This window comes from Burkholderia guangdongensis (assembly GCF_013403875.1).
Classification (GTDB): Bacteria; Pseudomonadota; Gammaproteobacteria; order Burkholderiales; family Burkholderiaceae; genus Burkholderia; species Burkholderia guangdongensis.
In genome coordinates, this window is record NZ_JACBNX010000008.1 from 110,694 (window position 1) to 131,002 (window position 20,309).

General features: G+C 66.5%; 16 protein-coding genes. 5 read left to right on the forward strand and 11 right to left on the reverse strand.

Annotated features, from left to right (window positions below):
* Positions 1-126: 126 nt before the first annotated feature.
* Complete coding sequence (locus HZI36_RS09810) at positions 127-1,176, reverse strand: PDDEXK nuclease domain-containing protein (protein WP_179402457.1); 1,050 nt, start codon at positions 1,174-1,176, stop codon at positions 127-129.
* A 421-nt stretch (positions 1,177-1,597) separates the two neighbouring features.
* On the opposite strand from HZI36_RS09810, the gene HZI36_RS09815 reads away from it, so the two are divergent.
* A complete protein-coding gene (locus tag HZI36_RS09815) occupies positions 1,598-2,068 on the forward strand; it encodes a hypothetical protein (protein WP_179402458.1) in 471 nt (156 codons plus the stop codon).
* 109 nt (positions 2,069-2,177) lie between these two features.
* On the opposite strand, the gene HZI36_RS09820 is transcribed toward HZI36_RS09815, so the two are convergent.
* Positions 2,178-2,462 carry a hypothetical protein gene (locus tag HZI36_RS09820; RefSeq protein ID WP_179402459.1) on the reverse strand — a complete coding sequence of 95 codons (285 nt, stop codon included), beginning with the start codon at positions 2,460-2,462 and terminating at the stop codon, positions 2,178-2,180.
* Positions 2,428-3,042, reverse strand: coding sequence for an SOS response-associated peptidase family protein (locus tag HZI36_RS09825; protein WP_179402460.1), 615 nt, complete (start codon positions 3,040-3,042; stop codon positions 2,428-2,430). Before HZI36_RS09825 ends, HZI36_RS09820 begins: the two co-directional genes overlap by 35 nt.
* Before the next feature lie 232 nt (positions 3,043-3,274).
* Here HZI36_RS09825 and HZI36_RS09830 point away from each other — a divergent pair, with 232 nt between their 5' ends.
* On the forward strand, positions 3,275-3,670 hold the full coding sequence (locus HZI36_RS09830) for a hypothetical protein (RefSeq protein WP_179402461.1): 396 nt from the start codon (positions 3,275-3,277) through the stop codon (positions 3,668-3,670).
* A 54-nt stretch (positions 3,671-3,724) separates the two neighbouring features.
* Here the strand turns inward: HZI36_RS09830 and HZI36_RS26965 are convergent, their stop codons facing one another.
* Together HZI36_RS26965 and HZI36_RS09840 are read right to left on the reverse strand one after the other, a co-directional pair.
* Positions 3,725-4,696, reverse strand: a complete 972-nt coding sequence (locus HZI36_RS26965) for a lysozyme inhibitor LprI family protein (RefSeq protein WP_246327030.1) — start codon at positions 4,694-4,696, stop codon at positions 3,725-3,727.
* 211 nt (positions 4,697-4,907) lie between these two features.
* Positions 4,908-9,128, reverse strand: a complete 4,221-nt coding sequence (locus HZI36_RS09840) for an autotransporter outer membrane beta-barrel domain-containing protein (RefSeq protein WP_246327031.1) — start codon at positions 9,126-9,128, stop codon at positions 4,908-4,910.
* A 660-nt stretch (positions 9,129-9,788) separates the two neighbouring features.
* On the opposite strand from HZI36_RS09840, the gene HZI36_RS09845 reads away from it, so the two are divergent.
* Positions 9,789-10,247: a (2Fe-2S)-binding protein gene (locus HZI36_RS09845; RefSeq protein WP_179402462.1), complete on the forward strand. Its 459-nt coding sequence runs from the start codon at positions 9,789-9,791 to the stop codon at positions 10,245-10,247.
* Between the two features lie 19 nt (positions 10,248-10,266).
* Entirely contained in the window at positions 10,267-12,717 is a 2,451-nt protein-coding gene (locus HZI36_RS09850) for a xanthine dehydrogenase family protein molybdopterin-binding subunit (protein ID WP_179402463.1), read from the forward strand.
* An 81-nt stretch (positions 12,718-12,798) separates the two neighbouring features.
* On the opposite strand, the gene HZI36_RS09855 is transcribed toward HZI36_RS09850, so the two are convergent.
* The 3 genes from HZI36_RS09855 to HZI36_RS09865 all read right to left on the reverse strand — a co-directional run bounded on the left by HZI36_RS09855 (position 12,799) and on the right by HZI36_RS09865 (position 15,291).
* Entirely contained in the window at positions 12,799-14,214 is a 1,416-nt protein-coding gene (locus HZI36_RS09855) for a DHA2 family efflux MFS transporter permease subunit (protein ID WP_218883777.1), read from the reverse strand.
* Positions 14,215-14,227: 13 nt separating this feature from the next.
* A complete protein-coding gene (locus HZI36_RS09860) occupies positions 14,228-14,785 on the reverse strand; it encodes an isochorismatase family protein (protein WP_179402464.1) in 558 nt (185 codons plus the stop codon).
* A 68-nt stretch (positions 14,786-14,853) separates the two neighbouring features.
* Positions 14,854-15,291, reverse strand: coding sequence for a MarR family winged helix-turn-helix transcriptional regulator (locus HZI36_RS09865; protein ID WP_179402465.1), 438 nt, complete (start codon positions 15,289-15,291; stop codon positions 14,854-14,856).
* Between the two features lie 312 nt (positions 15,292-15,603).
* On the opposite strand from HZI36_RS09865, the gene cysC reads away from it, so the two are divergent.
* On the forward strand, positions 15,604-16,146 hold the full coding sequence (gene cysC, locus HZI36_RS09870; protein ID WP_179402466.1) for an adenylyl-sulfate kinase: 543 nt from the start codon (positions 15,604-15,606) through the stop codon (positions 16,144-16,146).
* Positions 16,147-16,193: 47 nt separating this feature from the next.
* Here the strand turns inward: cysC and HZI36_RS09875 are convergent, their stop codons facing one another.
* The 3 genes from HZI36_RS09875 to HZI36_RS09885 all read right to left on the reverse strand — a co-directional run bounded on the left by HZI36_RS09875 (position 16,194) and on the right by HZI36_RS09885 (position 20,302).
* The gene (locus tag HZI36_RS09875) at positions 16,194-17,528 is read right to left on the reverse strand and encodes a glutamine synthetase family protein (protein ID WP_179402467.1); all 1,335 of its coding nucleotides are present in this window, start codon (positions 17,526-17,528) and stop codon (positions 16,194-16,196) included.
* A gap of 498 nt (positions 17,529-18,026) precedes the next feature.
* Positions 18,027-18,824: an N-formylglutamate deformylase gene (gene hutG, locus HZI36_RS09880; RefSeq protein ID WP_179402468.1), complete on the reverse strand. Its 798-nt coding sequence runs from the start codon at positions 18,822-18,824 to the stop codon at positions 18,027-18,029.
* Positions 18,825-18,916: 92 nt separating this feature from the next.
* Complete coding sequence (locus HZI36_RS09885; RefSeq protein ID WP_179402469.1) at positions 18,917-20,302, reverse strand: formimidoylglutamate deiminase; 1,386 nt, start codon at positions 20,300-20,302, stop codon at positions 18,917-18,919.
* Positions 20,303-20,309: the final 7 nt, after the last annotated feature.

A 20,309-nucleotide genomic window follows, 5' to 3' on the forward strand; every position in this document is an offset into this window, starting at 1 on the left:
TTCCGAACACATCCTGAAACCCGCGTAGCTGCAAGGCTTCGCGGGTTTTTTCATTCCGACCACAGTAAACATCCAGCGGACGGCGAATCCACGTTAAACCATGCACTCGGGTTCGATGCCGACCACTCACTCATTCCCGTCATCCAGGCCGCCCAATTCACGCTCGATCTGCTCGATACTCGGCAGACTGGTCTGCAACTCGATCGGCAAATCCTGTAACAACTTGAATTCGGCAATACCCATCGGCTGACTCTTGTCGCTCAGCGCGTATTCGGCCACCAGCTTGTTCTTGCCCTTGCATAACAGCAGGCCAAGGCTGCGGTTGTCATGCTCGCCCTTGACCTGCCTGTCCACAGCGGTAAGGTAAAAACCCAGTTGCCCCAGATGTTCCGGTTTGAATTCCCCAGCCTTGAGTTCAATCACCACGTAACATCGCAACTTCACGTGGTAAAACAACAGGTCGATAAAGAACTCATCGCCGCCCACGTTCAACAACACTTGACGACCGACGAAGGCAAATCCTGCGCCCAGCTCCAGCAGGAATTCCGTGACATGCCGGACCAGCGCGTGCTCGATATCGCGCTCCAACGCCTCCTCGCCCAATCCGAGGAAGTCGAAACGGTACGGGTCTTTCAGGGATTCGCGCGCCAGATCGGACTGCGGCGCAGGCAAGGTGACCGGAAAGTTGGTGACGGCCTGGCCGCTGCGTTCCAGCAAGCGGCTTTCGATCTGCATCACCAGCACGTTGCGTGACCAGCCATGCTCGATGGCTTTGGCCGCGTACCAGCGCCGGGTCTCGGGGCCGGGCAATTTATCCAGCAGGGCCAACTGGTGGTACCAAGGCAATTGTGCAAGCACCCCTTGCACAAATTCGGCATCCGGCCAGGCCTCGGCAAAAGCACGCATGTATTTGAGGTTACGCGGCGACAGCCCCTTCATGTCCGGGAAGGCACGACGCAGGTCATGCGCCAACCGATCGATGACCTTGGCACCCCACCCCTGTTCGGCCTGCCGCTGCAAAATGTCACGGCCAAGTCTCCAATACAGCAGCACCAGTTCCTGGTTGACCGCCAGCGACGTACGCTGCCGGGCAGCGTGGATGCGAGTTCTCAACTCCGCCAGCCAGTCGGCATAACCTGCCGGCGGCGGCGTCAGGGAAGCCGGATTGTCGCTCATGCAGTTTCTCCACGCCCAAGCCCGGCGATTTTCCTCCTGCTCACTCCCCGCTCGATCGTCAACAAGAATGAAGAGCCCGCTTGGAGCTTCGCTCTCCGAGAGATGGTCATATTCGTATCGCCAGCGATACCGTCTGGTCGACTGCGCAGTGGTTGGCTATCGGAGCCGACCATTCTTTGCTAGCCGGAAGATTTCCCGACCGCCACATCATGGTCCGCATTCTATCGGACTTTCCACCCCACACCAGGCTGACCTCGATGCGGCGGCCGGATCGAGTACGGCACCACAACCGAGGTGTACGGCGTCGAGCCGACCGCCAGGGTGTAATGCGGCGCCAACGTGAGCGCGTTGCCGGCCGTTACCCGTAAAATCCGCCGGAGAATTGCCGTTATCCAGGCACATCAACCACAAGAAAGAGACCATGCGAACCATCACCTCAGGATGCGCTCTAGCAGCGCTCGCCCTTCTCGCCGGCTGTTCGACCAGCCAGTCCGTCATGCAGGGCGCGCAGGCGAACGGCGTGCCAATGACGAAGGCCTGCTTCGTCAACCACGGCGGCAATTCCGTTGACATGGACGCCCGTATTCAGCAGAACCTCGAGAACCATGGCGTCTCGGTGCTGACGGCTCCCGGTTGCGACAAGAACACTCAAGGCGTCGATTTCACGGTCACCTACACTGACCAGTGGTGGTGGGACATCGTCATGTACTTGAAGGCGGTTGATATCCACTTCTACACCGCGCCGGGCGGCCAATTGATCGCGTCCGGTCACTGGAACAATTCGCCGCTGCATCAGTTTCCGAGCGCCGACGGCGTCGTCGCGAACCTGATGGACGACATGTTCAATCATGCATCAGGGGGCGTGGTCAGAACGAGTTCGGCGGCGAAATGAAGCCGCAGCGAGCGGCGGCACGCTCGAGACGTTCAGGCGCGCGGCAGCGGCGGGAACGCGAGCCTGATCAGCAGGTCCGACGCGTCCGTCAATTTCGGCCCCATTCGCGTCACGGGATCTTTCGTGAAAAGCCGAGAACGATAATCTCTTCCGCGAACCGCTGGCCGTGATCGAGTGCCTGATCCAACGTCATTCCAATGCCGGGAGTATGTCGCACGTCCATCCTGTACTGGCCATGCACGGGCATGCCGTCTTTGCGCTGAATGATCGACGTGATGTCATAACCGCGGATCGCCGGCGGATTACCGGCAGCCTCATACAGCGGATCCGCATTGATGACGATGTGGTAGGCCCCGTCGTCAATCTCGCGCTGATTGCCGTGTTGAATCATCATCGCCTGTCTCCTGGTCACTGCTCTTCGGCGTCGATTCGGCCGCCATCTCGTCAGCCGGATAGAGCTGCAGCATCGATCGTGCGGCCTCGACGTTCGAGGTCGTGAGCCATTCCTCCCAGTCGGTAGGCCGCAGGATGACGACCGAGCGCTTCTCGTCGCCCGGCTTGTGCATGCGCGACATGAACGGGTGGCCGTCAGCGTTGATCGTCACCATCGACATGACGTCCCGATCGACGCCCTTGCTGTCTCTCACTGTCCGCCAGATCCCGGCGACACACATCGGCCGCCATCCGGTCAGTCCGATCCGTTGCCACTCGCACGGCCCGAGCGTCCACTCGTCGCGGTCATTTTGCCGAGCGTGCGGATACATCGGTTCGACCACGGATAGCATGTCGCGCGGCCAGAAGGCAAAGCCGGCCAAACGCGCCTCGAGCTCACCGTTGACGCTCGCGACGATCGGTGCAAGGTAGTCTTGGTAGATGTCGGGCCGCCACGGTGTGCGGCGGTACAGATCCTTCAGCGGAATGAGCTTCAGCTCGTTGAGGTCGTACTCGCCCGGCGCGTGATAGTTCGTGCACATCGCGGTCCCACTTTCTGGACTCGACGCGGATAGCTTATCGCGAAATATACGGTATGGCCGCACTGTGTTGAGTGCGTCATGCGTATGGGTACCCCAACCTATTGGCCCGCGAGTATGAGCAGCTCACTGCCGATTGCCTCGCAGCTGGCGCCAAAACCTAGGACGCCGCGTTCGCGTCCTATGATGATCTTTGCATCCTGGATTTTCAGAACGTGAGATCGGGGGAATCGCCATGCACGCGGATCACGGCATCTATTTCCATGGGACCACTGCAGACCGGATTCTCAACATCATGCAATCCGGCGTCCTGCGCCCAGACAACGACCGACGGATATTTCTCGGCCGTCATTCCTGGGAAGCCTGTTTCGTGCACGGGGGCGACAAGCGGCTACGGGCAAGTTTCGTGATCAAGGTGAAGCTGCTGGATATCGGCGCGGCCACCCGGTTACTCTGTCAGACGCCAGGCGTGCAAGATACGCTGATCATTCAGACCGACGCGCCGATCCAGGTCGAGGTCCTCGAACTGTATGTTCGCCGCCTGCATCGCGATTCCCCGGCGTCGCTGGAACGCATTGCGGGCGCACCGGACATACGCGCGTACCTCCAGGCATGCGGTGCCATGACTTGACGGCATGGCACCGATCGCGCCCGACGACTTCCGCAAAACGCGGATCTGGAACACTCACTGCGCGTTCACATCACCGGTCTGGGCGATCTTGGTCAGCACGCCCTTCTGGTACGCGTACCACGCCGCCAGGCAAGGCTTGTCGCGGCAGTTCTTTTCACGATAGTTCCACTGCTTGCGCGCCCGCTCGGCAAACGCCGCCTTGTCGGTCACGGCGGCCTTTGCCTGCTGGTAGATGCCGCCCAGTTCGCGATCGGACGCCGCGAGATCCGGATCGTGGCAGATCAGATACTCGGTGAGCGTGTGCGCCTGCGCGCAATCGAAGCTCGTCTGGTAGGTTTGCCCCGACGCGTTGTCGGCTTGCGCAGCCGCACCGTTCGGATTGGAGCCGACCATGGCAGCGGCGGATGCCATCGGCACAACCGAGTCCGCCGTGGCGACTTGCGATGCGGCGTCCGCCGCTGGATTGGCTGTGGCTTGCGTCGTGTTCGTCGTTGCACTTTGCGGCTGTTTCGCAGCCGTCTGTGATTCGGCACTCGCCATCGCGGAGCCGCTCTGTGTGTTGGCACCCTGGCCGGATTGCGCAGCGAGTTGTGCGATGCGATTCAAATCGTCCGTCTGGATTTTCCGGACAAAGGAAAGTGAAACCTGCGATCCGTCCCACATCGTGGCCGCCAGATTGTAGGAGGTGTGGTCGCTATTCCAGACCTTGCGGATGGTCATGATTTTTTCTCCGCCGCCAGGAATGGTCACTTTCAGATTGACCGTTTCGTTTGTCGTATCGATGTCGCCGACAGTCACGGGCATGAACGTATCGCCGAATATCGTCTGGAGCCGATTGTCCGAGTAATTGAGCGTCCATAAGCCGGAGCTGTCGGACGGATTCCACACACCCGAGATGTCCTTGATCAGCGCGACTTTCGCGTCCGCAGCGGAATTGGATGTCGGCGCCGACGGAGCATTGTTCTTGTCACATCCCGACAGAACGAGCGCTGCCGTGCAAAAAGCGACTGCAAACAACCGTTTCATGATGTCCCCTGGCTTTTGTGGTCTGGTCTGTATTCTTGCTCTCAGTCCGCAAATCTAGCGCATCCTCCCTGATCCTCATAGTGGGTATGGATGCGTAGCCGGTCGAATGCTTCTCGAGTCATCACCTCGCCCGATGCCAACTCAGGCCGCTTCCCCAACAGCGGCCTTATCGCCACGAGGCCAGGAACAGCAAGGATGGGGAGCGGGTGTATCAGAACCGCCACAGCAAGTCCGCATACAGCGCGTTGTCGCTCACGTGACTGCCGAACTGCCCGCCATACGACAAACCGAGCGTCAGATTCTTCGCCACCCGCGCATCGACGCCGAGCCCGAGCAACATCGAATCGCGCGCAACCGGCACGCCCCCGGCGCCGAACGACGCGCCGCCGCTCGCGAACGACAGCGTCGACGTCGGCACCGTGCCGCCGAACGCATGCTGCCAGCCGATCTTGCCGAACACGGAGACCTTGCCGTTCGCCATCGTGGCGACGTCCGTCGAGGCCCGTACGCCGAGCGTCGAGTAGCCGACGCCCGTCGAGCCGGAATCGCCTTTCAGCGCGGCCGCGCCGCCGCTCTCGGTGAAACCGCCGGTGCTCACGTTCACGTACGCGAGCCCGACGTACGGTTCGAACGCGAGGTTGCGCAACGTCATCGAATAGCCGACTTCGCCGAACACCTGCGTCGCGCTCGCGTTGTAGCCGGCCGTGTCGTGATCGGAGAAACCGCCGAACGACGGGTTGCGCTCGCTGTCCACGCGGTACCACGCCTGCGCGACGCCGCCACGTACGCCTAACGCATCGTATTGACCGCTCGCGTACAACGCGAGCGTCCCGCCGGTCGCGGTCGCGGACTGGTTCGAGTCCGTGCCGAGCAGGCTGCGCGACGCGCCGCCCGCGATGCCGACGCGCCAGTGATCGCTGACCGGCGCATCCGCGCCGACGACGAATCCGTACAGATTACGGCTCACCGACGATGCGTCGTCGCCGCTCAGCCGGCCGTGCGAGCCGTACAGACGCCCCCAGACCGCCCGCGTCGGCGACGCGGTCGGCGTGCAGCCGTTCTGCGACGCGAGACGCGCGTCGAGCGATGCCGTGCCGTCGTCGGCGGACACCGGCGCTTCGCAGCCGCCGCAAGCCTCGCCCGCGTCGCCCGCCACGCCCGAAAACCCGCCCCGATCGGCGCGGTCCAGCACCGCGTCGCGCACGAAGCGGCTGTCGAGCAGCAGCGCGGTCCGCGTGCTCGGATACAGGTCGCCCCCGAGCTGCGCGAACGCCGTCCGCGCGGTCGGCGCATCCGACGTCAGCACCACATTGAACAGCGGGTTGCCCGCGCCGAGCGTGCCGAGCGCGCCGGCGACGGCCTGCCCGTTCGGCGTCGTCGCGACCGACGAGAACGACGTGCCGTTCGGCGTCAGCGCGAGCAGAACCCGGGATGCGTCGTACTGCAGCGTCGGCGTCAGGAACGCATAGGTCGACCGCACGCCGCTGAACTGGCCCTGGACGCCCGCACCCGCGCTCAGGATCGTGTAGGTCTGGTTCGGCTGGTACTGCGCCCGGCTCGCCAGCACCTCCACGGTGCCGCCGCCGAGCGTGGCCGAGCCGGTCACGTTCAGGCCGCTGCCCTGCTGCGACGTCACCGCCACCTGCAGCGTCGAACCCGGCTGGAACGCCGCGTTGCCCGCCACCGTGAGCCGCTGCCCCACCTGCGGGACCGACGCGGTGCCGCCGCCCGATACCACGAGACCGCCGATCACGCCGTTGCCCGCGACGGTCGCGCCGTGGCCGACGGTCACCGGCGACTTCGCCAGCGAGCCGTCGACTTCGAGCGTGCCTGCGTTGACGGTCGTCGGCCCGGACAGCGTGCTGGTACCGCTCAGCACCTGCGTGCCGGGGCCGGACAGCGTCAGCGGGCCGGTACCGGACAGCGTGCCCGCGAAGACGCCGGTGCCCGTCGGGTTGACCGTCAGCGGCGTCGCGCCCAGGTTCACGGCCGAGCCGGTCGTCCCCGACAACCCCGCAATCGATTGCGGCGTCGTCGCGCCGCTCGCGTTCAGCGTGGCGCCCGCGCCGGCCAGCTCGACCGGGCTGCCCGGCGACAGGCCGCCGCCCGCGCCGACCGCCAGCGTGCTGCCGGGGCCGATCGTCGTGCTGCCGGTGTAAGTGTTCGCGCCGCTCAGCGTCGTCGTCGACGGGCCGGCCACCGCGAGATTGCCCGCGCCGGCAATCGGGCCATTCAGGCCGAGATTGTTCGCGCCGCCCACCGTCAGCGTCGACCCGGCGCCGAGGTTGACCGCATTGGGCAGCGCCGTGCCGCTCGCGTTCGTCGCGAGCGTGCCGCCCGGGCCGGTCACGTTCAGCGCGCCGGTGCCCAGCGCCGTGCCGCTGCCGGCGACCAGACCGCCGTTGCTCAGCGTCGTGCCGCCGGTGTACGTATTCGCGCCGCTCAGCGTCGTCGTGCCGGCGCCGGTCTGCGCCAGGCCGCCGTTGCCGGCAATCGCGCCACGCAAGCTTAGCGGGTTGGCGCCGTTCAGGCCCAGCGTCGAACCGGAGCCCAGGTTGATCGCGTTGGCCAGCGTCGCGCCCGGCACGTTCGTCGCGAGCGTGCCGCCCGGGCCGGCCACGTTCAGCGCGCCGGTGCCCAGCGCGGAACCGCTGTCGACGATCAGGCTGCCGCCGTTCATCGTCGTGCCACCGGAATACGTGTTCGAGCCGGTCAGCGCTTGCGTGCCGGTGCCCGACATCGTCACGCCGCCGGTGCCGGAAATATTGCCGGCATAGGTGCCGTTGCCCGTGCCGTCCAGCGTCAGATCGTTCGCGCCCAGGTTCACGGCCGAGCCGGCCACGCCGGACAACGTGCCGATCGACTGCGACGTGGCCGCGCCGCTCAGATCGAGCACCGCGCTCGTGCCGGCGAGGTTCACCGGACTCGTCGCGGCGAGACTGCCGTTCGCGCGGATGGCCAGCGTGCCGCTGTTGACCGTGGTGCCGCCGGTGTACGTATTCGCGGCGGTCAGCGTGGTGGTTCCCGGGCCGGTGACCGCGAGACCGCCGGGGCCGGAGATCGCGCCGCCCAGGCCGAGATTGTTCGCGCCGCCCACCGTCAGCGTCGAACCGGCGCCCAGGTTGATCGCATTGGCCAGCGTCGTGCCCGGCGCGCTCGTCGCGAGCGTGCCGCCCGCGCCGGTCACGTTCAGTGCGCCGGTGCCGAGCGCCGAACCGGTGCCGGCGATCAGTCCGCCACCGCTCAGCGTCGTGCCCCCGGTATACGTATTCGCGCCGCTCAGTGTCGTCGTGCCCGCGCCGGTCTGCGCAAGACCGCCGTTGCCGGAAATCGTGCCGCCCAAGCCGAGCGCATTCGCGCCGTTCAGCGTCAGGCCGCCCGCGCCCAGCGCGATGGCGTTGCCCAGATTCACGCCCGTGGAACCCGCCTGCAACGCGCCGCCATTCGCGGTGATCGAGCCCAACCCGAGCGCACCGGCGTTGCCGACGATGGCCGCGCCGCCCGTGAGCGACGCGTTCGTCGCGCTGGACACGCCATCGATGGTCCACGTGCCGCTCTGAACGTTCAGATGGTTGAAGTCGCCATACGTATTGATCGCGATCGTGCCGTTCGCCGGACTGCCGGCCGCCGGGTTCTGCTGCAGATTCAGCGTGTTGTTGCCGCCGAAGCCGCCGTCGACGAAGCCGGCCGACGACCCCGTCAACGCATTGAACGTGTTGGCCGTACCGGGCGCCGCGCCCAGCGACACGGTGCCGGTCACCGTCCCCGCATTGGTGAACGTGTTGCCGCCGCCTGCCGTGCCGTCCGGCGCGAGCGACACCGAGCCTGCGATCATTCCGCCCGTCGCATTCGTGAAATCGACCTGCGCGCCGCCCAGCGTGCCGACCACCAGCGAGCCCGGGCCGGCAACGATGCCGGTCGAGCCGATCGTGCCCGCGTTCGTGATGCGGGTGGTTCCGCCGGTGCCGTTTTCGACGAACAGCGCCGGCGCGCTGTTGGGCACGCCCGCCGTGCCCCTCATCACGCCCGTGCTGGTATTCGTGACGCTGACGGTGCTCGCGGTCGTCACATTGCCGACGACGGCGCCGTCCCCCATCGCGAACGGCGCCCCGAGCGACGGATCGATCGTGCCGCTGTTGGTCAGCGTGACGCCGCTGCCGGTGAGCGACAGCGCGGCGCCGCCGAGCACGGACGGCACGGTGATCGTCGCGCCGGGCTCGACCGTCACGCCGAGGTTGTTCGCGCCGTTCGCATAGCTGTAAGGCGTGGCGCTCGCGGCGCAAGTGACCGTGGTCCCCGCCGCGGAGCAGGCGGCGAATGCGTCCACCGGGACGATTCCCGCACCGGCGAGCGCGAGAAATATGCCGGTCGGCACCAGGAGCTTCGGGAGCGCGTCCACGCCCCGCTTCGAACCGTTGCTGCGCATATGCATGTCACACCTTCCCTGTGAAGTCGACAACGCAGGGATAGCGGCCAACGCGATGACGACGTCGACAGCCGTTGCGCAAGCCTGTCTGAAGACTGGCAAAAAATACGTCCGGATCGCCCGTCGAAATCGATAATTTTTACACCGCTTATTCCAGCAATTCAGGCAATCCATGACGAAAAATTAAATCAAATTTCGCCTATGAATAACCCATCAACTGAATCTAAATCGGCAAAAAATCACGTTATAGTTTCTACTCTTGGCCGCAATCCCAGCAACCGGGAATCTCGCACAAGGTTCGACGATTGAACATCCGGCGCCGGCAAGCGCACCCTCGTTGTCGCCAATATAGGCACCAGCGGCGGGCGATGGCCAGCGATCACCCCGGCTTTTTTCAAAACTCAACAATTATTCAAAATCCCATCATTTCCCATCACTAATCAATTCGAGTCGATTGACAACCACAAAATACACCGCTCACTCGCATCTCATTAATTTCAATATCCATTCATGCAATCCGAAAATTTCAATCATTAAAAAAAGTAAAATTCACCCCCTCGAGTCTGCAAAAAAAAGCGTCGACCTGCTTTAATGCATTTCAATGCGCCACGATGCCGCGACCTCTCGCGAGCCATAAAAGCGCACCTGTACGAGGACAACGACGCGATGGTTACGCTGAACATCAACGGCAACGCGCAGGACGTCGACGCCGATCCGTCGACGCCGCTGCTCTGGGCGATTCGCGACAATCTCGGCCTGACCGGCACGAAATTCGGCTGCGGCATCGGGTCGTGCGGCACGTGCACCGTCCACGTGAACGGCCGGCCAACACGCAGCTGCACGCTGCCGATTTCGGACGTGGCCGGCGCGCAGGTCACGACGTCCGAGCACATCGCCGACGACGCGGTCGGCAGGGCCGTGCTCGATGCGTGGGTCAAGCACGACGTCGCGCAATGCGGCTATTGCCAGAGCGGCCAGATGATGAGCGCGGTCGGCCTGCTGCGCGGTAACCGGGCGCCGACCGACGCCGACATCGACAGCGCGATGTCCGGCAACCTCTGCCGTTGCGCGACGTACCAGCGCATCCGCGCCGCGATCCACGACGCCGCGAAGGCGCTCGCCTGACCTTCGCCGGAGAAACCCCATGCGTATCCGCGATCTCGACACGCCGGCCGGTGCCGGCGCCCGACAACCGAACGCCGCGGCGCTCGACCGCCGCGATTTCCTGAAACTCGCGCTCGCGTCGAGCGGCTGCCTGGCGCTCGGCATCACGCCCGCGCCGGCCCGCGCGGTGATCACGCCGCCGATGCCCGCGTCGCCGCCGCAAGCCTTTCTGATCATTGCGCCGGACAACACCGTGACCGTGGCCGTCAATCGGCTCGAGGCCGGTCAAGGCGTGAGCACCGCGCTGCCGATGGCGCTCGCCGACGAGCTCGACGCCGACTGGAACACCATGCGCACCGTGCTGGCGCCGGCCGGCGAACCGTACAAGGATCCGGTCTTCGACACGCAGATGACGGGCGCGTCGACGTCGATCAGGCATTCGTTCACGCAATACCGCGAGCTCGGCGCGCGCGCCCGCGCGATGCTCGTCGCGGCCGCCGCGCAACGCTGGAACGTCGATCCCGCCACGTGCCGGACGCTCGATGGCGTCGTGACCTCGGGCGCCTACCGCGCGACCTACGGCGAGCTCGCGCATGCCGCGATGGCGATGCCGGTGCCGCAGCAGGTCGTGCTGAAAGACCCGTCGCAGTGGCGCATCGTCGGCCGGCCGATGCCGCGCATCGACGCGCGCGCGCAGCTCGACGGGACGCTCAGGTACGGCATGGACTGGCAGTTGCCGGGCATGAAGGTCGCGCTGGTCGCGCGCCCGCCGCGCTTCGGCGGCCGGTTCGCGAGCTACGACGCGGCGGCGGCGAGAGCGGTCAAGGGCGTGGTCGCAGTCGTCGAGATCCCGACCGACCGCGGCGGCACCGGCGTGGCGGTGATTGCGAACGGCTACTGGCCGGCCAAGCTCGGCCGCGACGCGCTTCGGATCACGTGGCAGGACACCGGCTCGACGGTATCGTCCGACGCGCTGATCGCCGAATACCGGCAACTCGCGGGCCAGCCGGGCATCGTCGTGCGAACCGCCGACGTCGGCGGCGCCCCGCCGGCCGTGAGCCGGATCCAGGCCGACTACGAATTTCCGTATCTCGCGCACGCGCCGATGGAGCCGCTCAGTTGCACGATCGACGTCGGCCTGCCGGGCTGCGCATGCGGCGTCAAGCTGTGGGTCGGCTCGCAACTGCCGACCCTCGACCGGCTGGCGATCGCGAAAGCGCTCGACGTGCCGCCGCGCAAAGTCCAGGTGTTCACGATGACGACGGGCGGCAGCTACGGCCGGCGCGCGACGCCGTCGTCGGACTATCTGGTCGAGGCGGCCCACGTCGCGAACGCCTATTCGGCGGCCGGCCATCAGGGCCCGGTCAAGGTGATCTGGAGCCGCGAGGACGACATGCGCGGCGGCTATTACCGCCCGCTCGCGCTGCATCGCGTCGACATCGGCCTGGACGGCACCGGCAACGTGCGGGACTGGCATCACGTCGTCGTCAGCCAGTCGATCATGAAAGGCTCGCCGCTCGCGAGCACGATGGTCCGCAACGGCGTGGACACCACCGCGACCGCCGGCGTGGCCGACAGCCCGTACCGCTTTCCGATGCAGGTGTCGGCGCATCAGCCGGACGTCGACGTGCCGGTGCAATGGTGGCGTTCGGCCGGCCATTCGCACACCGCGTTCGTGATGGAAACGCTGGTCGACGAGCTCGCGCACACCGCGAAGCAGGATCCGGTCGCGTACCGGATGGCGCGCCTCGCCGGCCCGGAGCACGTGCGCCATCGGCAGGCGCTGCAACTGGCGGTCGACCGGTCCGGCTACGGCCAGCGCGCGTTGCCCGCCGGGCACGCGTGGGGGGTGGCGATGCACGAGTCGTTCGGCACCGTGGTCGCATACGTGACGGACGTGTCGATCGCGCAGGGCCAGCCGCGCGTGCACCGCGTGACGGCCGGCGTGCACGCGAACCGCGTCGTCAATCCGCTGGGCGCGGAGGCGCAGATCCAGGGCGGCGCGCTGTTCGGGCTCGCGATGACGAAGTCCGGCTTCGCGATCGGCGTCGATCACGGCGCGCCCCAAAATAGCAACTTCAACGACTATCCGCCGGTGCGAATGGCGGAGGCGCCGCCGGTGGACGTGTTTTTCGTGCCGTCGGACGCGGCGCCGACCGGCGTCGCCGAATCGGGTGTGCCGGCCATCGCGCCGGCCGTCGCCAATGCCGCGTTCGTGCTGACCGGCCAGCGTTTGCGCGCGCTGCCGTTTGCTCCGCTGCAGGTGGCGTCGCTGGAAACGCCCGTCCCCGCCGCCGCCGCGCCCGAAGAAGATCCCGCTGCCGGCGACTGCAGGATGCCGCACCGGCACAAGCCATCCTGGCTACGGCCGAGGGCGGCCCAGAGCCATGCGGGCGTCGGCCATGCGAACCCGGTTCCGGCGCACGCGCCGGCGAAGCCGCGCGACGGCATACCGTGCGCCGACGATCTGTTCAAAGGCCCGACGACGTGACGGGCAAGACGATGGGACTGGACGCATCCCTATGCGCGATGCGTCCCCCCATCATCGATCCTCATCGATCCTCATCGATCCTCATCGATCCGCATCGACCCGAACAGGCAGGTACGACGCAGCGACCAGCGTGAGCCCGTGCAGCGCGCACAGCAGCAGGAACGCCCAGACATAGGCGTTCGCCGTCGCATGGCCGGAGGCCGGAACACCCAGCCGCCATTCGAGGAGGCTCGCGCATAGCGTGGTCAGCGCCGGCCCGCCGAGACGTTGCACGACGTTGAGCGTGGTGGTGGCCATCGGCAGGTCGCGACGGTCGACCGACGCATAGGCGGCCGCAATCGCGGGGACGCCGACGGCACTCTGCCCCATGCCGCGAAAGAAGAGCGCGGGCGCCAGCACGAGCAGATCAAGGCCTCGGCTCGCCAGGTACAGAAACGGCAGAGTGGCAGCCAGCGCCAGCCACGCGCCTGCGGCCGACACCCGACGGATGCCGAACCGCTTCGTCAACGTGCCCATCGACGGATAAGCCACCAGCATGCCCAGTCCGAGCGGCGCGAGCAACCAGCCCATCTCGCCCGGCGACCGGCCGCACGCCTGGATCAGATAGACCGGGATGAGCATCTGGCCGGCGAACAGGACGCCGTTGGACAGGAATTGCGCGATCACGGCGATCGAAAAGACTTTCCCGTTGAACAGCCGCAGATCAATCAGCGCGCGACCGCCTTTGCGCGCCGCCGTTCCGACGAATGCCGCGAGCAGCAGGACGCCAGCCGTCAGCGCCAGACGGCCGGCGGTCTGCCCGAGACGCTCCGATCCGTAGAGCAGCAGCACCAGCCCGGGAGACAACAGCGCCAGCCCGACCCAATCCAGTTCCCGCCGCTTCGTTTCGTCCCGGTCGGGAGGCAGGAACAGCGCGGCGAGCAGGAGCGCGAGCGCGCCGACCGGCAGATTGACCAGGAAGAGCCATCGCCAGGACGCGTATTGCAGGATGCCGCCCGCGATCACCGGCCCGAGGATCGGCGCGATCAGGACCGGCACGGCGGCGAAACCAACGACGCGCGCCATGTGCTTGCCGGCGACCCGCGCGATCATCATCTGCGCCATCGGTGCGAGCAAGCCGCCGCTCATCCCTTGCAGCACGCGAAACGCGATCAGGGAATCGGCCGACCAGGCCAGACCGCACAACGCCGAGCACAACGTGAACGTGGAAAAGCACCAGAGGTAGAGCGCCTTCGCGCCGATGCGGTCCACCAGCCAGCCGTTCAGCGGCAGGACCAGCGTCAGCGCGAGAAGATAGCCGCTCGTCACCCACTGGATCGTCGACAGGCCGCTGTGCAGATCCACCGCCAGGTTCGACAGGGAGACGTTGACGATCGTTGCGTCGAGCTGAGACAGCAGCGCCCCGAAGATGGCGACCGCGCAGATCTTCCAGACCGACGGGTCGAGTCGATCGACGTCGCCGGGATCAGCCACGACGGGGGCACTGTCCTTGTTCAACGCAAGACCTCTGTCAGCCACGCTGGTCGAGAAGGTCGATGATCTCTTGCGTCGCGCCTGTCTCGCCGAGCCGGGGAAATATCCGCGCGAGACTGTTTGCGTGGGCGTCGGCGTCCATGTCGGTCATCGCATCGACGGCGAGCGTGACGTTGAAGCCGAGCTCATGCGCGTATCGCGCAGTCGACTCGACGCCGATGCTGGTGGCGACGCCACAGAGTACGACCTGGGTCACACCGGCCTCCCGGAGATAGGCGTCGAGATCGGTGCCGGTGAACGCGCCCCAGGTCTGTTTGGTGACGACATGATCCCGAGGCTGGCGGCCGAGTTCCGGCAGCAAATCCGCGAAATCCGCCGGGAAGGTTCCACGGTAGCCCTGTTCGGCGCGCCCCGGCGCCCCGCCGGTGACGTTGACGAGCACGACCGGAAGGTCGTGCCGGCGGAACGCGGCGGCCAGACCGCTCGCATTGGTCACGACGTCCGCCATCGGATGAACGGATGGGAAGGATGCGATTCCCTTCTGCAGGTCGACGACGATCAGGGCGCTGTTGGGGTCAAGTGTTGTCAGAGGCATGAGTAGTACTCCTATCAGTTTCGAATATTCGGCACCCTGAAAGACCGGATGGCCGGCGCTTTCAGGGATCAGGACTCGCTGATCCGCCGAATCAGGGGGATGGCGGCGACCAGCGCTTGCAATTCCGCCGGATCGAGTCGTGCCGTGGCGGCGACGAGCCAGTCCCGCTTGGCGATGCGGCGCTGGCGCCGCTCTTCGACACCCTTCTCCGTCAACCCGAACAGAACCTGGCGTCCGTCCGTCGGGTGGGGCTGGCGGTGGACCAGTCCTTCCTGCTCGAGGCCCGCGAGAATGGTTCCCATCGACTGCGGCTTCATGGATTCCGCGCGCGCCAGATCCGCGGTCGTCATCGCGCCGTCTCGTTCCAGGCGCGCCAGCGTGCCCATCTGCGAAAGGTTCAGTTCGCTCGGATTGGCCTCCGAGCGCAGGCGCCGAACGAACTGCCCGACCGCGAGCGTCAGGTCGGCAACCACGGCGTCCAGTGAGGAATCAGGAGCAGCATTCATGTCCTGCACAATAGCGTTACACAGTCAAACTTGCAAGACAATCTTCCATTATGTCGACATGACCGAAATTCACCCAGGCTGCTGCGCCTGATCGACTTGCGCCGGCGGTAACGTCACATCACTTTCTTTCGAATCGTCAGAAACCCAGCATATTGCTGTAATATACCGAAACGATTGTGTAACACATTGCCAACTGTGGACGAATAGAATCCGGCCGACGATTGCATTCGCAACGCAGCCCGCCCCATCCCAACATTCAATGAGAGCGGATCGCACTCCAACGTTGTCGATCATGTCAGGCCGCTTGATCCGATGAGACCCTTTTCTTCCCATACGCTCTGGCTGACCGGCCTCAGCGGTGCCGGCAAGTCGACCCTCGCGGAACGTATCGCCGCCCGCCTGCGCGAACGCAGCCTGCCGATCTGCATCCTCGACGGCGATACGCTTCGCACCGGCCTGTCGCCCGATCTCGGCTTCGAGCGCGCGGACCGCGCCGAGCAATGCCGCCGCACCGCCGAACTCGCGAAACTGCTGAACGATCAGGGCATCACCGTGATCGTCGCGCTGATTTCTCCGTACGAGGCCGACCGCCAGCGCGCACGCACGATCGTCGGCGCCGGACGCTTCGTCGAAATCTATCTGAAGACCGACATCGCGGTCTGCTCCGCGCGCGACCCGAAGCGTCTGTACGCGAAGGCGATCACCGGCCAGACGCGCCGCTTCACCGGCATCTCGGATCCGTACGAGCCGCCCGTGTCGCCCGACCTCGTGATCGAAACCGGGCAACTCGACGTCGCGACGTCCGTCGAGCGGATCCTCCAACTCGACCAGCAACGCTTCGCGCACGCGGACTGACCCGCGCACGGGCCGCCGCCCGGCCGCCGGCCCGCCGCCGACCCGCGTCACACGTGCAGCAGCAAATGCCGCCGCTCCCATGAGCTGATCACGCGGAAGAACGCCTCGTACTCGGTCTCCTTCAACGCGAGATACGCTTTCACGAACTTCTCGCCGAGAATGCCCGCCAGCGGTACGCTGGCCGCCATCAGCGAGAGTCCTTCCTCCAGATTGCGTGGCAATTGATATGGCAGGTCGTACGCGTCCGACGCGAGCGGCTCGGTCGGCTCGAGCCCTTGCGTGATGCCGAGATAGCCGGCCGCGAGCGTCGCGGCGAGCGCGAGATACGGATTGCAGTCCACGCCCGGAATGCGGTTCTCGATGCGACGCGCGCCCGGCCCCGACTGCGGGATCCGGAAGCCGACCGTGCGGTTGTCGTAGCCCCACTGCACGTTGATCGGCGCGGCCATGAAGCGCGACAGCCGGCGGTACGAGTTGATGTACGGCGCGAAGATCGGCATCAGCGCCGGCGTGTACTTCTGCAGCCCGGCCAGATAGCCGCGGAACAGCGGCGACACGTCGCCGTTCGCATCGCTGAACAGGTTGCGCCCCGTTTCCGGATCCGCGAGGCTCTGGTGCACGTGCATCGCCGAGCCCGGCTCGCCTTCCATCGGCTTCGCCATGAACGTCGCGTACATGTTGTGGCGCAGCGCCGTTTCGCGCACCGTGCGCTTGAACAGGAACACCTGATCCGCGAGCGACAGCGGATCGCCGTGCAGGAAGTTGATCTCCATCTGCGCGGCGCCGACCTCGTGGATCAGCGTCTCGATGTCGAGCCCCTGCATATCGCAGTATTCGTAGATGTCCTCGAACAGCGGGTCGAACTCGTTGACCGCCTCGATCGAGTACGACTGGCGGCCGGTTTCCGCGCGGCCGGTGCGGCCGACCGGCGGGCGCAGCGGCAGATCGGGGTCCTTGTTCATGTCGAGCAGATAGAACTCGAGTTCCGGCGCGACGACCGGCTTCCAGCCCTTCGCGTTGTACAGATCGAGCACGCGGCGCAGCACGTAGCGCGGCGAGATTTCGACCGGCGAGCCGTCGAAGTGCACGCAGTCGTGGATCACCTGCGCGGTCGGATCGACGGCCCACGGGATCAGGCAGATCGTCGACGGATCGGGCACGCAGACCATGTCCGGATCGGTGACGCCGGACAGCGTGCCGTCCTCCGGATACTCGCCGGTCACGGTCTGCACCATCACCGCCTGCGGCAGCCGCATCGCTTCGCCCGTTTCGAACTTGTTGCGCGGGATGATCTTGCCGCGCGCGATGCCGGCCATGTCGGGGATGATCGCCTCGACCTCGGTGATGTGGTGCTGTCTGAGGAATTCGTCCAGGGCTTGCATGATGCGTCTCGCTCAAACGACGTGAGGTGCGCGACGCGCGGCGGCCCGCCGTGCGTTGCGACACGGGAAACGGTTCGGTTCGGGGGATCGGGAGCGGGAGACGCTAGGGCAGCAGCGACGCGCTGCCATCGCACCGCACCGCGCTGAATGCGCGCGCGGTCACGACGTTGTGGCGCCGCAGGCCGCGGCAGGACAGGACCGGATGACGTTGATTCGGGCGGGCTGACCAGACGCCGCCGCGCCGGACCGGACCGGCGCGATGCGGCATGCCCGCCCCCGGACTTCGCGTCCGGCGCTCGAGGGGGCTTCCGACTTTCACGATCGTACTCGACTGGCTGTTTAAAGTATTCGACGTGTCGAGTCGCAATGTCGCCGCGCAGCGGCACGCCGGCCGGCCGTCGCGACGGCTGCCCCCGGCGCGGGAGGCCGTGCCGGGGGACGATGCACCACTACTGCATCAAATGTGACGGCTAGCTGACATTCAGCTTATATCACTGATCAGCGGTACGCGAGCGCGTCGCGCACGAGCGTCTCGAGCAGCGGCACGACGTGCGCGGCCTTCGCGTCGTCGTACGCGTACGGGCGCGTCTCGTCCATATACGTGATCTGCGCGAGCTCGAGCTGCACCGCGGACACGCCGGTTTCGGGCACGCCGTAGTGGCGCGTGATGTAGCCGCCCTTGAAGCGCCCGTTCGCGACCGCCGTATACGCGCCGTGCGCGGCCGCACGCGCGGCGAGCGCCTCCGCGAGCCCCGGCGCCGCGGTCACACCGCCCGACGTGCCGAAGTTGAAGTCCGGCAGCCGGCCGTCGAAGAAGCGCGGCACGTGCGAGCGGATCGAATGCGCCTCCCACAGCAGCACGCGACCGTGCGCGTCCTTCAATCGCGCGATCTCGCGCGCGAGCGCGTCGTGGTACGGCCGCCAGTAGAGATCGCGCCGGCGCGCGATCTCGTCCGCGTCGGGCAGGCCGCCCGCCGGGTACAGCGGCGCCTTGTCGAACGTGTCGACCGGCACGAGGCCCGTCGTGTCCTGCCCCGGATACAGGTTCTCGTTGTCGGGCGGACGGTTCAGGTCGATCACATAGCGCGCGTGCGACGGCACGAGCACCGACGCGCCGAGCGTCTGCGCGAACCCGTACAGGCGCTCGAGGTGCCAGTCGCAATCGTCGACGAAGCGCGCGTCGGGCGTCATCGTCGCCGCGACGTCGTCGGGGATATGGGTTCCCGCGTGCGGAATCGAGATCAGCAGCGGCAACGTGCCCTGCTTCAGCGTGAATACAGCCGGTTGGTCGCTCATTTCTTCACCGTATCAATCAGGCGGCGCGCGCCGGAGGGCACGCGCCGGATCGCCGCGCAATCAGCCAATCAGCCAATCCGGAGATCGGCGGATCAGCGCAGCAGCTGGGCCAGCGCCGCGCGGTACGCGGCATACGCATTCGCTTCGTCGCGATGGCGGCGCGCCGCCACGACGCGCTCACCGCCCGTGTAGACGTCGAAGACCGGCGTGTCGCCGTGCTCGGCGAACACGACGCCCGACAGCCACGTGTCGGCGTCGTGCTCGGCAATCGCCGGATGATCGGGATCGAGCACGAGCCAGTCCGCGCGGCGGCCGACGGCGAGCGCGCCGACCGGGCGGCCGGTAGCGCGCGCGCCGCCGTCGAGCGACGCGTCGAACAGCCGGTCGGCGACGTATGCGCCCCGCCCGTCCGGGCCGCCCGCGAGCACGTTGCGTGCGCGATGCACGAGCCGCTGCCCGTATTCGAGCAGGCGCAGCTCCGCGCGCCAGTCGACGCTCGCGTGGCTGTCCGAGCCGACGCCGATCGCGCCGCCGTGCGCGAGATAGTCGACAGCCGGGAACAGCCCGTCGCCGAGATTCGCCTCGGTCGTCAGGCACAGCCCCGCAACCGCGCCGCTTTTCGCGAGCGCGACGGTCTCGTTCGCGTCGAGATGCGTCGCGTGCACGAGGCACCAGCGCGCGCCGACGTCGAAGCGGTCGAGCAGCCACTGCACCGGCCGCGCGCCGTACGCGCGCACGCAGTCGTCGACTTCGGCGGTCTGCTCGGCGATGTGGATGTGCACCGGCGCGTCGTCCGGCAGGCAGTCGAGCAGCGCGCGCAGGCCGGACTCGGACACCGCGCGCAGCGAGTGCGGCGCGACGCCGTAGCGCAGCCCGCCGTGCTCGGGCGCCGCGCGCCGCAATGCGTCGAGCAGCTCGAGCAGCCCGTCGGGCGTGTTGATGAAGCGGCGCTGATCGTCGCGCGGCGGCTTGTTGCCGAAGCCGCTGAACTGATACGCGACCGGCAGCATCGTGATCCCGATCCCCGCGTCGTGCGCCGCGCCGACGACGCGCGCGCCGAGTTCCGCGATCTGCGGATAGCGCGAGCCGTCCTGCGAGTGATGCACGTAGTGGAACTCGCACACCGACGTATAGCCGCACTTCAGCATCTCGACGTACAGCCAGCGCGCGATCGCCGCGAGCGCGTCGGGCGTGATCTTCAGCGCGAAGCGATACATCAGGTCGCGCCAGCTCCAGAAGCTGTCGCTCGGGTTCGCGCGGTATTCGGTGAGCCCCGCCATCGCACGCTGGAACGCGTGCGAGTGCAGGTTCGGCATGCCGGGCAGCACCGGCCCGGCCGCGCGCGCGACACCGGCGGGCGCGTCGGTGTCGGGCGTCACTTCAGTCAGCGTGCCGGCCGCGTCCCAGCGCAGCAGCACGTTGCGGCGCCAGCCTTCCGGCAGGTAGGCGTGTGCCGCGAACAACGTCGTATCGGTCATCGTCGAT